The sequence below is a fragment of the Acinetobacter sp. 778_lipA genome (assembly GCF_058242985.1).
Genome location: NZ_JBZAYT010000001.1, coordinates 3,128,539 through 3,141,927, shown reverse-complemented (window position 1 = coordinate 3,141,927; position 13,389 = coordinate 3,128,539). Strand labels below are relative to the sequence as shown.

Annotated in this window: 10 protein-coding genes; 9 read left to right on the top strand and 1 reads right to left on the bottom strand. The window is 39.8% G+C overall.

The features are described from left to right. Positions 1-467 precede the first annotated feature (467 nt). The 9 genes from sdhC to sucD all read left to right on the top strand — a co-directional run bounded on the left by sdhC (position 468) and on the right by sucD (position 12,259). Positions 468-866 (top strand): succinate dehydrogenase, cytochrome b556 subunit, encoded by a 399-nt coding sequence (gene sdhC, locus AC4CUY_RS14935; protein ID WP_336951791.1) that lies wholly within the window; start codon positions 468-470, stop codon positions 864-866. After that, a complete protein-coding gene (sdhD, locus tag AC4CUY_RS14930) occupies positions 866-1,231 on the top strand; it encodes a succinate dehydrogenase, hydrophobic membrane anchor protein (RefSeq protein WP_336951790.1) in 366 nt (121 codons plus the stop codon). Before sdhC ends, sdhD begins: the two co-directional genes overlap by 1 nt. Positions 1,232-1,243: 12 nt before the next feature. Continuing rightward, positions 1,244-3,142 carry an FAD-binding protein gene (locus tag AC4CUY_RS14925; protein ID WP_490774339.1) on the top strand — a complete coding sequence of 633 codons (1,899 nt, stop codon included), beginning with the start codon at positions 1,244-1,246 and terminating at the stop codon, positions 3,140-3,142. 14 nt (positions 3,143-3,156) lie between these two features. After that, complete coding sequence (locus AC4CUY_RS14920) at positions 3,157-3,867, top strand: succinate dehydrogenase iron-sulfur subunit (RefSeq protein WP_004717284.1); 711 nt, start codon at positions 3,157-3,159, stop codon at positions 3,865-3,867. A gap of 611 nt (positions 3,868-4,478) precedes the next feature. Further along, positions 4,479-7,316 (top strand): 2-oxoglutarate dehydrogenase E1 component, encoded by a 2,838-nt coding sequence (locus tag AC4CUY_RS14915; protein WP_490774338.1) that lies wholly within the window; start codon positions 4,479-4,481, stop codon positions 7,314-7,316. Next, positions 7,316-8,527 carry a 2-oxoglutarate dehydrogenase complex dihydrolipoyllysine-residue succinyltransferase gene (gene odhB, locus AC4CUY_RS14910; RefSeq protein ID WP_490774337.1) on the top strand — a complete coding sequence of 404 codons (1,212 nt, stop codon included), beginning with the start codon at positions 7,316-7,318 and terminating at the stop codon, positions 8,525-8,527. Before AC4CUY_RS14915 ends, odhB begins: the two co-directional genes overlap by 1 nt. A 60-nt stretch (positions 8,528-8,587) precedes the next feature. Further along, the gene (lpdA, locus tag AC4CUY_RS14905; protein ID WP_004717278.1) at positions 8,588-10,021 is read left to right on the top strand and encodes a dihydrolipoyl dehydrogenase; all 1,434 of its coding nucleotides are present in this window, start codon (positions 8,588-8,590) and stop codon (positions 10,019-10,021) included. A gap of 168 nt (positions 10,022-10,189) precedes the next feature. Beyond that, positions 10,190-11,356: an ADP-forming succinate--CoA ligase subunit beta gene (sucC, locus tag AC4CUY_RS14900; RefSeq protein ID WP_004717276.1), complete on the top strand. Its 1,167-nt coding sequence runs from the start codon at positions 10,190-10,192 to the stop codon at positions 11,354-11,356. A 12-nt stretch (positions 11,357-11,368) separates the two neighbouring features. Beyond that, positions 11,369-12,259, top strand: coding sequence for a succinate--CoA ligase subunit alpha (gene sucD, locus AC4CUY_RS14895; protein WP_004717274.1), 891 nt, complete (start codon positions 11,369-11,371; stop codon positions 12,257-12,259). Between the two features lie 153 nt (positions 12,260-12,412). Here sucD and AC4CUY_RS14890 read toward each other — a convergent pair whose 3' ends face one another. Further along, positions 12,413-13,174: a 3-oxoacyl-ACP reductase gene (locus AC4CUY_RS14890; RefSeq protein WP_483770772.1), complete on the bottom strand. Its 762-nt coding sequence runs from the start codon at positions 13,172-13,174 to the stop codon at positions 12,413-12,415. Positions 13,175-13,389: the final 215 nt, after the last annotated feature.

Genomic DNA, 13,389 nt, shown 5'->3' with positions numbered 1-13,389 from the left:
AGTCAAATCACTGAATTAAATGATACCCATTTAAAATGGGAATAAAGGACTATTTTAAAATAACATGTTGGGTATCTAAAAAAATTTAACAACGTGAAAGAAAATAAAAGCGCAGATAAAATTAACCACAGGACGATTTTGTCCGTAATGTTGTGCTTTAGTCTAAATTTATAAAAATAATATAAGTCGTAATTATGTATAAAAGTAATATGTTTAATTATCATAAAAAATAAAGAGATAGCCCTTAAAAGCCTAGATGGGTGTTCTACTTTATTTTTTAAATAGCTGTAAATGATTCTTATTTGAGTGTTTTTTAAAGAAAAAGCCAATTTCGATGGTTTGTATTTTGACAGTGCACGTTTTATAATTCAGTGTCGTTTAAAGTTCAGGCAATTTATTTGTCTGACAATGCTAGCTTTCCTTCGAATTAATTCCAACAAACTCCGGATGGAGTTTTTACTTACAGGATGCCCGCTGTGAAAAGCAACAGACCTGTCAATTTGTCCATGGGTCAAGTTTTAGATGTAAACTTAAAATCCCCTGTGGCTATTGCATCAATTCTACACCGTCTATCAGGTGTCATCGTATTTTTACTCGTACCGGTACTTTTGTGGCTTTTAGACAAGTCTTTGTCTTCGCCTGAAGGCTTTGCTCAAGTTCAAGCAATCTTTGGTGGCTTCATTGTACGTTTCATCGTATGGGTATTTGTCGCTGGTTTATTGTTCCATTTTATTATGGGCATTAAACATTTACTTGCTGATCTAGGCTTTGCGGAAGAGTTACAAAGCGGTCGCATAGCAGCAACTATTGCATTAATTTTGGCTGCGATATCAGTTGTCGCATCATTTGTATGGATCGTTCTCTAATGAAAAGTGCTACAGGTTTAACGGGGTCAGGTTCTCGTGATTGGTATATCCAACGCGTAAGTGCTGTAGTTCTAGCTGTTTATACTGTTGTCGTATTAGGTTGGATTCTGTGCAATGTCGGATTTAACTATGAGCAATGGTTTGGCTTTATGATGACACTTCCGATGAAGATTTTATCTTTATTGGCAGTCTTATCTCTTGTTGCGCATGCTTGGATTGGTATGTGGCAAGTATTCACAGACTATGTGACTACTCGTCAGATGGGTCCTTCAGCTTCAGGTTTACGCATCGTGTTAACTTCAGCAGTGATTATTGCTGTTATTGCATATGCGATCTGGGCAATCCAGATTTTTTGGGCGAATTGATAGGAAAATGTCATGGGCGCTTTAACCCCTAAAGAAGATTATTCAAATATTCCAAGCCAGTTCTTCGATGCAGTCATCGTTGGTGGTGGTGGTTCAGGTATGCGTGCTTCATATCAACTTGCTCAAGCAGGCTTGAATGTTGCAGTGCTAACTAAAGTATTCCCAACACGTTCTCATACTGTTGCGGCTCAAGGTGGTATTGGTGCATCGCTTGGTAATATGCAAGACGACAACTGGAACTATCATTTCTATGACACAGTAAAAGGTTCTGACTGGTTAGGTGACCAAGATGCAATCGAATTTATGTGTCGTGAGGCGCCTAAAGTTGTTTATGAACTTGAACACTTAGGTATGCCATTTGACCGTAATGCAGATGGTACAATTTACCAACGTCCATTTGGTGGTCACTCTGCGAACTATGGTGAAAAACCAGTTCCACGTGCCTGTGCCGCTGCCGATCGTACAGGTCATGCTCTTCTTCATACGCTTTATCAAAGTAATGTGAAAATGGGTACTCAATTCTTCGTTGAATGGATTGCATTAGACTTAATCCGTAACGAAGCTGGTGATGTACTTGGTGTAACAGCAATTGACCAAGAAACAGGCAAAATTGCTGTATTCCAAGCCAAAGCAACATTGTTTGCTACTGGTGGTGCTGGTCGTGTTTACCGTGCATCTACCAATGCTTATATCAATACTGGTGATGGTCTTGGTATGGCAGCTCGTGCGGGTATTCCATTACAAGATATGGAATTCTGGCAATTCCACCCAACCGGTGTTGCTGGTGCAGGTGTATTGTTAACGGAAGGTTGTCGTGGTGAAGGTGCAATCCTTCGTAACAAAGATGGCGAACCGTTCATGGAGCGTTATGCACCAACTTTGAAAGATTTGGCTCCTCGTGACTTCGTATCACGTTCTATGGACCAAGAGATCAAAGAAGGTCGTGGTTGTGGTCCTAAAGGTGATTATATCCTTCTTGATATGACTCACTTGGGCGCAGATACCATCATGAAGCGTTTACCATCTGTATTTGAGATTGGTAAGAAATTCGCAAACGTGGATATCACCAAAGAACCAATTCCAGTTGTACCAACAATCCATTATCAAATGGGGGGTATTCCTACCAATATTCATGGTCAAGTGGTTATCCCTGAAACAGCGAAAAATGCAGCAGATTTCTATGCAGGTTTTGATAAAGCTGCAAATGAATACACAACCAACGGTACAATGAATTACACAGTGCCTGTAAAAGGCTTCTATGCGATTGGTGAGTGTTCTTGCGTGTCTGTACATGGTGCAAACCGTTTAGGTACAAACTCATTACTTGACTTGGTTGTATTTGGTAAAGCTGCTGGTGAACACATCATTGATTACGTGACTAAACATCACGGTGATGAATACCAGCCACTTCCAAATGATGTACTTATGAACACGTTGAAACGTATCAATCATTTAGATGATTCTACTTCTGGTGAAAATGCACAAGAAGTTGCGGATGCGATTCGTGATATCGTTCAAGACCATGCGGGTGTATTCCGTACTCAAGCATTGCTTGATGAGGGTGTTAAGCAGATTCTTGCGATTGAACCACGTGTACGTAACATTCATTTAAAAGACAAATCTAAAGTATTTAATACTGCACGTATTGAAGCCTTGGAAGTTGAAAACTTATACGAAGTAGCAAAAGCAACATTGATTTCTGCTGCTGCACGTAAAGAATGTCGTGGTGCACATACTGTTGTAGATTATGAATTGCCTGCTGATGATGAGCACTATTCATATGGTCGTCGTGATGATGAATGGATGAAACATACTTTATGGTATTCAGCGGATAACCATCTTGAATACAAGCCAGTACGTTACAGCCCATTGTCTGTAGACCCAATTGAACCTAAACCACGTACATTCTAATCGGGAGAAATAAGATGAGTAGAGGTACACGTACATTCGAAATCTACCGCTATGATCCTGATAAGGATAAAGCACCGTATATGCAGACTTTTAAACTAGAGTTGACGGACAAGCATCGTATGTTGCTTGACGCACTTTTAGCGTTAAAAGTTCAAGACGAATCATTAACATTCCGTCGTTCTTGCCGTGAAGGTATTTGCGGTTCAGATGGTGTGAATATCAATGGTAAGAATGGTCTTGCGTGTTTATGGAACTTGAACGATTTACCTGAAAAAATCGTCATTCGTCCATTGCCTGGTCTGCCAGTAGTTAAAGATTTAGTTGTGGATATGAATCAGTTCTACGATCAGTATGACAAAATTCATCCATTCTTAATCAATAATCAACCTGCACCACCAAAAGAGCGTTTACAATCTCCAGAAGAGCGTGAGCACTTAAATGGTTTATATGAGTGTATTCTTTGTGCATGTTGTTCAACGTCATGCCCATCATTCTGGTGGAATCCGGATAAATTCCTGGGTCCTTCAGCATTGTTGAATGCATATCGTTTTATTATTGATTCTCGTGATACTGCGACACAAGATCGTTTATCACGTCTTGATGACCCATTCTCATTATTCCGTTGTAAAGGAATTATGAACTGTGTGTCTGTATGTCCGAAAGGCTTGAATCCAACAAAAGCAATCGGTCATATTCGTAGCATGTTGCTCGATCAAGCGGGTTAATACGATGTGAAAAAAGGGCGTACATCTTGGGATGTACGCTCTTTTTTTATTGGATTTTTAATGAGATGGTTGTTTTTTGTTCGAGCGAGTGAAGGATAAGTTTTAAGCATTGAAAAAGTAGCAACAGACCCGATATAAATGGATGGATAATAATAGATTATTTCTTGTATGTATTTCGCTAATTTATAGGTGGTATGTGTCAAAAAAATCAATTGAAGTGACAGATCATGTTACGATTTAACAAACCACTATATGTGAAAAACACACCATATTTTTGGTACATTTTTTCTACATAAGTGTGATCCAGATCAGTTTATAAATAATTTTATAAGCAAAGTTTAGAACCGCTTTAGAAAAAGCAAAAAAGTCTTTGTTTTTTCTAAGTCGATTTGCAAAAAATTGCTCAGCTTCGGTTGAGTATATAAGTGAGTGATGATGCCATTGAGGGCGTTATGATTCATTGTATGCATTAGTAAAAGCTAATGTTTATAACGCCCCTTGGTCATGAGTATCTGATGGGTGAATGTCAATTTACCGATTTGGCATTATCAATCATGGGAGTGCTTAAAAAGCACCCTCTAATGTTTTTGCAATAGGAAATGGGTCCACAAATGCAAGAAGTTGCTGACGCATTGCGTCTTGATACTGAACTTTCCGCTGATAGTGCAGCGTATATTGAAGAGCTTTACGAACAGTACCTTTCTTCTCCAACCTCAGTAGGTGAGGATTGGCGTCAATATTTCGATAAATTCCCTAAAGGTGACCAACCGCACGGAAACATTCGTGAGCAATTCTTATTATTAGGTCGTAATTCAAGTCGTGTTCAGCCTGTTGTGCAAAGTGAAGTAAGTACTGAGCATGAACGTCGTCAAATCGGTGTTTTGCAACTGATTGCAGCATACCGTAACCGTGGTCATCAAAAAGCGAAGCTTGATCCACTAGGTTTGGCTAAACGTGAAGATGTGCCAGATTTAGATCTTGCTGCACATGGTTTAACCAAGTCTGACCTAGATACAGTTTTCAATGCTGGAAATTTGGCGATTGGTAAAACTGAAGCAACTTTAGGTGAAATGGTTAGCGCAATGGAGGCAACATACTGTGCTTCTATTGGTGCTGAATATATGCACATTGTTGACACCAAAGAAAAACGCTGGATTCAACAACGTCTTGAAGGTGCACGCGGTCAGTTCGGTTTCTCGGCAGATCAAAAGAAACATGTACTTGAACGTTTAACTGCTGCTGAAGGCTTAGAAAAATTCCTCGGTAATAAGTATGTTGGTGCGAAGCGTTTTGGTGTAGAGGGTGGTGAATCTTTTATTCCAATGGTAAACGAACTTATTCAACGTGCAGGTTCTGTAGGTTGTAAAGAAGTCGTAATTGGGATGCCACACCGTGGTCGTTTAAACTTACTTGTGAACATTATGGGTAAAAACCCAGCTGATTTGTTTGGTGAGTTCGAAGGTAAAACTTTAGCTAAAAAAGGTTCTGGTGATGTTAAGTATCACCAAGGTTTCTCATCAAATGTGATGACACCTGGTGGCGAAGTTCACTTGGCTTTGGCATTTAACCCATCGCATTTAGAAATTGTTGGTCCTGTGGTTGAAGGTTCAGTTCGTGCACGCCAAGTACGTCGTAAAGACATTGGTGGTGATGACGTATTACCTGTAATCGTACATGGTGATGCTGCATTTGCTGGTCAAGGTGTCAACCAAGAAACCTTCCAAATGTCACAAACGCGTGGTTATACCGTAGGTGGTACGGTTCATATCGTAGTCAACAACCAAGTTGGTTTTACTACATCTGATCCACGTGATGCACGTTCTACTGAATACTGTACTGACATTGCAAAAATGATTCAGGCGCCAATTTTCCATGTAAATGGTGATGACCCTGAATCTGTATTGTTTGTTGCGCAATTGGCACATGATTTCCGTCATACATTCCGTAAAGATGTTGTGATTGACATGTTCTGTTATCGTCGTCGTGGTCATAACGAAGCAGATGAGCCAGCAGCAACACAACCAATGATGTATCAAGTGATCAATAAAAAAGCGACTACACGTACGCTTTATGCAGATCAATTGGTACAAGAAAAAGTATTAGATCGTTCAGATGCAGATGCTTTAGTTGAAAAATATCGTGAAGATCTTGAAGCAGGTAACCATGTTGCCAATGCTTTAGTGCTTGAACCAAATGACAAAATGTTTGTGGACTGGAAACCGTATCTAGGCCATGAATATACAGATGTTTGGGATACGACTTTCCCAATCGAACGCTTAAAAGAAATTGGTACGAAAATGCGCGAATTACCGGAAGGTTTCGTGATGCAGCGTCAAGTGTCTAAAGTGATCGATGAACGTTTGAAAATGCAAACTGGTGAAATGCCATTAAACTGGGGTGCAGCAGAAACTTTAGCTTATGCTTCTATCCTTGATGATGGTTTCTTGGTGCGTTTGACTGGTGAAGATGTTGGTCGTGGTACATTCTCACACCGTCATGCTAAGCTACATAACCAAGTTGATGGTTCGGTTTATATTCCACTGTGTCATATCAAAGAAAACCAGCCACGTACTGCAATTTATGACTCATTATTGTCAGAAATGGCTGTGCTTGCATTTGAATATGGTTATGCAACAACATTGCCAAAAAGTTTGGTCATCTGGGAAGCTCAGTTCGGGGACTTTGCAAACTGTGCGCAAGTGGTTATTGATCAGTTCATCTCATCTGGTGAAACCAAATGGGAGCGTGTGTGTGGTTTAACATTGCTTCTTCCACATGGTTATGAAGGTCAAGGTCCTGAGCATTCATCTGCACGTCTTGAGCGTTTCTTACAGTTATGTGCTGAAGAAAACATGCAAGTGATTACACCTACGACACCTGCACAGATTTTCCATGCAATGCGTCGTCAGGCAATTCGCCCAATTCGTAAGCCAATGATCGTGACTTCACCGAAGTCGTTACTTCGTCATAAACTTGCAACTTCAACTTTGGAAGAGCTTGCAACTGGTACATTCCAGACTGTGATTGATGAAGTGGATCAAATCAACAAACAAGATGTAACACGTGTTGTACTTTGTGGTGGTAAAGTTTATTACGACTTACTTGAAAAACGTCGTGAAGAAAACTTGAACATTGCGGTGGTACGTGTTGAACAATTGTACCCATACCCAGAAAAACGTCTTGCTGAAGTGCTTGCGACATATCCGAACATAAAAGAACTTGTTTGGTGTCAAGAAGAACCGAAGAACCAAGGCGCATGGTTATTCATTGCTCCTCGTTTATACGAAGGTGTAATGACGTCTGCTCTACAAGTTCAAATTAGCTATGCAGGACGTGAAGCTTCAGCTGCACCTGCATGTGGCTCACCATATTTGCATGCAAAACAACAAGCTCAGCTCGTGAATGACGCACTTGCGATCGTAGCTGAACAATCAGGAGAATCTAAATAATGGCAACCGAAATTAAAGCACCGGTGTTCCCAGAGTCAGTTGCTGACGGAACAATTGCAACTTGGCACAAACAACCAGGTGAAGCGGTATCACGTGATGAAGTCATCTGTGATATTGAAACGGATAAAGTTGTTTTAGAAGTTGTTGCTCCTGCTGATGGTACTATCTCTGCAATCATCAAAAATGAAGGTGACACAGTTCTTTCTTCTGAAGTTATTGCGACATTTGAAGAAGGTGCTGTTTCTGGCGCTACTCAAACTCAAGCAGTTCAATCAGAAGAGAAAGTAGAACAAGCTGCGGCACAAACTCAAGCGGGTAATGCACCTGTTGTTGAACGTGCTCAAGTACAAGATCAAGCACCTGCAGTGCGTAAAGCTTTAACTGAAACAGGTATTGCTGCTGCGGATGTAGATGGTACTGGTCGTGGTGGTCGTATCACCAAAGAAGATGTTGCAAATCATCAAATTAAACCAGCTGCTGCTGTAACACCATTAAGCGTTGCAGTTGGTGAGCGTATTGAGAAACGTGTTCCAATGACACGTTTACGTAAGCGTGTTGCTGAACGTCTTCTTGCTGCTACACAGCAAACTGCGATGTTGACTACGTTTAACGAAGTTAACATGAAACCTGTGATGGAAATGCGTAAGCAATATAAAGATGCTTTCGAAAAACGTCATGGTGCACGTTTAGGCTTTATGTCATTCTTCGTTAAAGCTGTAACTGAAGCACTTAAACGCTATCCTGCGGTAAATGCTTCAATCGACGGTGATGATATTGTTTATCATGGATACTATGATATCGGTGTTGCGGTTTCTTCTGATCGTGGTTTAGTGGTTCCAGTATTACGTAATACTGACCGTATGAACTATGCTGAAGTTGAATCAGGTATTGGTGCGTATGCTGCAAAAGCACGTGAAGGTAAATTAGCAATTGAAGATATGACTGGTGGTACTTTCACAATTACCAACGGTGGTACTTTCGGTTCATTACTTTCAACACCTATTTTGAACCAACCACAAACTGCTATTTTAGGTATGCACAAAATCCAAGAGCGTCCTATGGCTGTAAATGGTCAAGTTGAAATTCTTCCAATGATGTACTTAGCGCTTTCTTATGACCATCGTATGATTGATGGTAAAGAAGCTGTAGGCTTCTTGGTAACTGTTAAAGAGTTACTTGAAGAACCAGCTAAACTAATCCTTGACCTTTAATTCTTTAGAATAACAACACGAGTTTAGAGTGATCCTTTAAACTCGTTTTTGGAGATAAGCATGTCTCAGTTTGATTTAGTTGTAATCGGCGGTGGGCCAGGTGGTTATGAAGCGGCAATTCGTGCTGCTCAACTTGGTTTCAAAGTTGCGTGTATCGAAAAACGTGTACACAAAGGTAAGCCATCTTTAGGTGGTACTTGCTTAAACGTAGGTTGTATTCCTTCTAAAGCACTTTTAGATTCTTCTCATCACTATGAAGATACTCTTCATGGCTTAGATGTTCACGGTATTACAGTTGAAAATGTCCAACTTGATCTTCAAAAGCTTCTTGCTCGTAAAGACAAAGTTGTAGATAACTTAACTGGTGGTGTTGCTCAATTGCTGAAAGGCAATGGTATCGAGTGGTTACAAGGTACGGGTAAACTACTTGCTGGTAAAAAAGTTGAATTCACACCATTAGAAGGTGGTGATGTTCAAGTTTTAGAACCTAAATTCGTAATTCTTGCAACTGGTTCTGTACCTGTAAATATTCCTGTAGCAAAAGTTGATGAAGACCTTATCGTTGATTCAACAGGTGCTTTAGAATTCCAAGAAGTGCCTAAACGTTTAGGTGTAATTGGTGCAGGCGTAATTGGGCTGGAACTTGGTTCAGTATGGCGTCGTCTTGGATCTGAAGTTGTTGTGTTCGAAGCATTAGATGCATTCTTACCAATGGCGGATAAAGCGTTGGCAAAAGATTATCAAAAACTTTTAACAAAACAAGGTTTAGATATTCGTATTGGTGCTAAAGTTTCAGGCACTGAAGTGAATGGTCGTGAAGTGACTGTTCAATATAATCAAGCAGGCGAAGATAAAACTCAAACTTTCGATAAATTAATCGTTTGTGTTGGTCGTAAAGCGTATGCAGAAGGTTTATTGGCTGAAGATTCAGGCATTAAATTAACTGAACGTGGTTTGGTTGAAGTGAACGATTGGTGTGCAACGTCTGTTGACGGTGTATATGCAATTGGTGACTTGGTGCGTGGCCCAATGCTTGCGCATAAAGCAATGGAAGAAGGTGTAATGGCGGTTGAGCGTATGCATGGTCATGCTGCTCAAGTGAATTACGACACCATTATTTCAGTGATTTATACACACCCTGAAGCTGCATGGGTAGGTTTGACTGAAGAGCAAGCTAAAGAGAAAGGTCACGACGTTAAAACCGGTCAATTCCCATTTGCTGTCAATGGTCGTGCTTTAGCTGCCAATGAATCTGCTGGATTTGTGAAGTTTGTTGCAGATGCAAAAACAGATCGTTTATTGGGTATGCATATCATTGGTCCTGGTGCTTCTGACATTGTTCACCAAGGTATGATTGCACTTGAATTTGTATCTTCTGTTGAAGATTTACAATTGATGACTTTCGGTCACCCAACTTATTCTGAAGTCGTTCATGAAGCAGCGCTTGCTGTTGATGGGCGTGCGATTCACGCGATTCAGCGTAAACGTAAATAACACAAAAAAGAGCGGTTTCGACCGCTCTTTTTACTTTTGATGGTTGTTTTTAATTGAATAATCATCTAAAAATAAAAGAACAAACTTTAATAAATGCCGATAGTTATTGTGATGGAAGTCTAATTATTGGTGTGTCATAACAATGTGAAAAGTAGTAAAAGGTAAAACATGAATCTACATGAGTATCAAGCGAAAACGCTGTTAAAAAAATATGGTATGCCAGTTCAAGAAGGCATTTTAATCACTACGCCTGAAGAAGCATCTGCTGCCTTTGAGCAAATTAGTGGCAAATTCGCTGTGATGAAGGCCCAAGTCCATGCAGGTGGTCGTGGTAAAGCGGGTGGCGTAAAAGTTGTTAAGTCAAAAGAAGAAGCAGCTGAATATGCAAAAAGCCTGTTAGGTACTCGTTTAGTCACATATCAAACTGATGCCAATGGCCAGCCTGTAAATAGTATCCTTGTTTGTGAAGATGTTTATCCTGTAGAACGTGAATTGTATTTAGGTGCAGTGGTCGATCGTTCTAGTCGTCGTGTGACATTCATGGCGTCTACAGAGGGTGGCGTAGAAATTGAAAAAGTTGCTGAAGAAACGCCTGAAAAAATTATTAAAGTCGAAGTAGATCCATTAGTTGGTTTATTGCCATTCCAAGCGCGTGATGTTGGTTTCCAGTTGGGTTTAAAAGATAAGCAAATCAGCCAATTTGTAACTATCATGACAGGCGCGTACAAAGCATTTGTTGAAAATGACTTTGCACTATTTGAAATTAATCCACTTTCCGTTCGTGAAAATGGTGAAATCTTATGTGTAGATGCCAAAGTCGGTATCGACTCAAATGCACTTTATCGTTTGCCTGAAATTGCTGCGATGCGTGATAAATCTCAAGAAAATGAACGTGAGTTAAAAGCATCTGAATTTGACCTCAACTATGTTGCTCTAGAAGGCAATATTGGTTGTATGGTAAATGGTGCAGGTCTTGCAATGGCAACAATGGATATCATCAAACTGTATGGTGGTCAGCCAGCAAACTTCCTTGATGTTGGTGGCGGTGCAACCAAAGATCGCGTCATTGAAGCATTTAAAATTATTCTTTCAGATTCATCTGTACAAGGTGTGTTGATCAATATTTTTGGTGGTATCGTACGTTGTGACATGATTGCTGAAGCGATTATTGCAGCGGTTCAAGAAGTAAATGTAACCGTACCTGTTGTTGTTCGTTTGGAAGGGAACAATGCGGAGTTAGGTGCTAAATTACTTGATGAATCAGGTCTAAAATTAATTTCTGCGAACGGCTTAGCTGATGCCGCAGAAAAAGTTGTTGCTGCTGTGAAAGCGTAAGGAGTATCAATCATGAGCGTATTAGTTAATAAAGACACAAAAGTATTGGTACAAGGCTTTACAGGTAAGAATGGTACATTCCATTCTGAGCAATCAATTGCATATGGTACAAAAGTAGTTGGTGGCGTAACACCCGGTAAAGGTGGTCAAACTCATATTGGTCTACCTGTTTTCAATACAATGCGTGAAGCAGTAAAAGAAACGGGTGCAAATGCAACATCAATTTATGTACCTGCTCCATTTGTACTAGATTCAATTGTTGAAGCAGTAGATTCTGGTATTGAGTTAATCGTGGTGATCACTGAAGGTGTGCCAACCTTAGACATGTTAAAAGCCAAACGTTACCTTGAAACTTATGGTAATAATGCACGTTTAATCGGTCCAAACTGTCCAGGTATTATCACACCGGGTGAATGTAAAATTGGGATTATGCCAGGGCATATTCATCAACCAGGTAAAATCGGGATCATTTCTCGTTCTGGTACATTGACTTATGAAGCAGTTGCTCAAACCACTAAGCTTGGTTTAGGTCAGTCTACTTGTATTGGTATCGGTGGTGACCCAATTCCAGGTATGAACCAAATTGACTGCTTAAAACTTTTCCAAGAAGACCCACAAACAGAAGCAATCATCATGATTGGTGAAATTGGTGGTAGTGCGGAAGAAGAAGCTGCTGAATATATTCAATCTAATGTGACTAAACCTGTTGTTGGTTATATTGCGGGTGTAACAGCGCCTAAAGGTAAGCGTATGGGTCACGCTGGAGCGATTATCTCTGGCGGTAAAGGTACTGCTGAAGAGAAGTTTGCTGCATTTGAAAAAGCGGGTATGGCATATACCCGTAGCCCAGCTGAACTAGGTTCAACTATGTTTGATGTCTTAAAAAAGAAAGGCTTGGTTTAATTTAATTTTTAATTTTTTAAGCTAAAAAATGGGAGCCAATCGGCTCCCATTTTTATTGGTTGTAGAGTATTAGTTGTAGATTCTTGATTGTTAGTATTTAACTTTGTAATCAAAATAAAAAAAGGGAATTTATATGAGATGGGTGATCTGTAATTAGCCTTTGACTAAACCACCATCCACAATCAAATTTTGTCCTGTTACAGCACGTGACCACGGTGATAAAAACATCAGCACGGCATCTGCAAACTGCTCAGGTGTGGTGACTTCTTGTAAGGGCGTAGAGGCTGCGATTAAATCAAACACTTGATCAGGTGTTGCACTACTGGCATCAGTCTTACGTAATAGACCACCTGAAAGCATATTTACATTAATACCATACTGACCTAAATCATGTGAAGTGGTTCGAGTAAAAGCCAAAAGTGCTGCTTTAGCCGCAGTATAATCATGATAAGGAACCACAGGATTTTGCACGAGATTGGTTCCAATATTGATGATTCGACCAAAATGATCTTTTTTCATATCTTCTAGCGCAGCTTGGGTGGTGTTTAAAGCGGCTTTTACTGCACTGTCCAATTGCTGTTGCATACTGTGCCAGCTCAGTGTTTCAACTTTTGGACGTAGATCACCATCAAATTTAAATGCCAATAGTGCATTATTAATCACTGAAGTGATTGCATGTCCATAATGCAGTTTTGCCTTTTTAAACATCGTGTTGACTTGATCTGCATCGGTTACATCTGCTTTGTAAATAAAAACCTGTTCGGCATGTTCCTTAGCAAGCTGTTGTGCGGATTCTTCACTATTGAAATAATTCACCACAACTCTTGCACCTTCACGAATCAAAGCATAGGTAATTGCAAGTCCTAAACCACGTGCGCCACCAGTCACTAGAATAATTTGATCTCGTATTTCCATGTTCAAATCAACTCATTTGATATCAATTTAATTTTAGCACTTTTATCGATCAGACACTTCGATTGAGAGATGAGTTACAAAGTTTATCAATTGCACATACTCAAGATGAAAAATATAAAAAACATCTAGAGAAATTTAAGCATCTTAGTGGATTGATTACATATGAATATTCAAATAATTAAACTTTTTAAATCCTATTGATAAAATGATGGCTC

Coding starts and splice junctions, on each gene's coding strand:
- sucC (WP_004717276.1), top strand. CDS start 10,190: ATGAATCTACATGAGTATCAAGCGAAAACGCTGTTAAAAAAATATGGT.
- AC4CUY_RS14915 (WP_490774338.1), top strand. CDS start 4,479: ATGCAAGAAGTTGCTGACGCATTGCGTCTTGATACTGAACTTTCCGCT.
- sdhD (WP_336951790.1), top strand. CDS start 866: ATGAAAAGTGCTACAGGTTTAACGGGGTCAGGTTCTCGTGATTGGTAT.
- AC4CUY_RS14920 (WP_004717284.1), top strand. CDS start 3,157: ATGAGTAGAGGTACACGTACATTCGAAATCTACCGCTATGATCCTGAT.
- sdhC (WP_336951791.1), top strand. CDS start 468: ATGCCCGCTGTGAAAAGCAACAGACCTGTCAATTTGTCCATGGGTCAA.
- lpdA (WP_004717278.1), top strand. CDS start 8,588: ATGTCTCAGTTTGATTTAGTTGTAATCGGCGGTGGGCCAGGTGGTTAT.
- odhB (WP_490774337.1), top strand. CDS start 7,316: ATGGCAACCGAAATTAAAGCACCGGTGTTCCCAGAGTCAGTTGCTGAC.
- AC4CUY_RS14925 (WP_490774339.1), top strand. CDS start 1,244: ATGGGCGCTTTAACCCCTAAAGAAGATTATTCAAATATTCCAAGCCAG.
- sucD (WP_004717274.1), top strand. CDS start 11,369: ATGAGCGTATTAGTTAATAAAGACACAAAAGTATTGGTACAAGGCTTT.
- AC4CUY_RS14890 (WP_483770772.1), bottom strand. CDS start 13,174: ATGGAAATACGAGATCAAATTATTCTAGTGACTGGTGGCGCACGTGGT.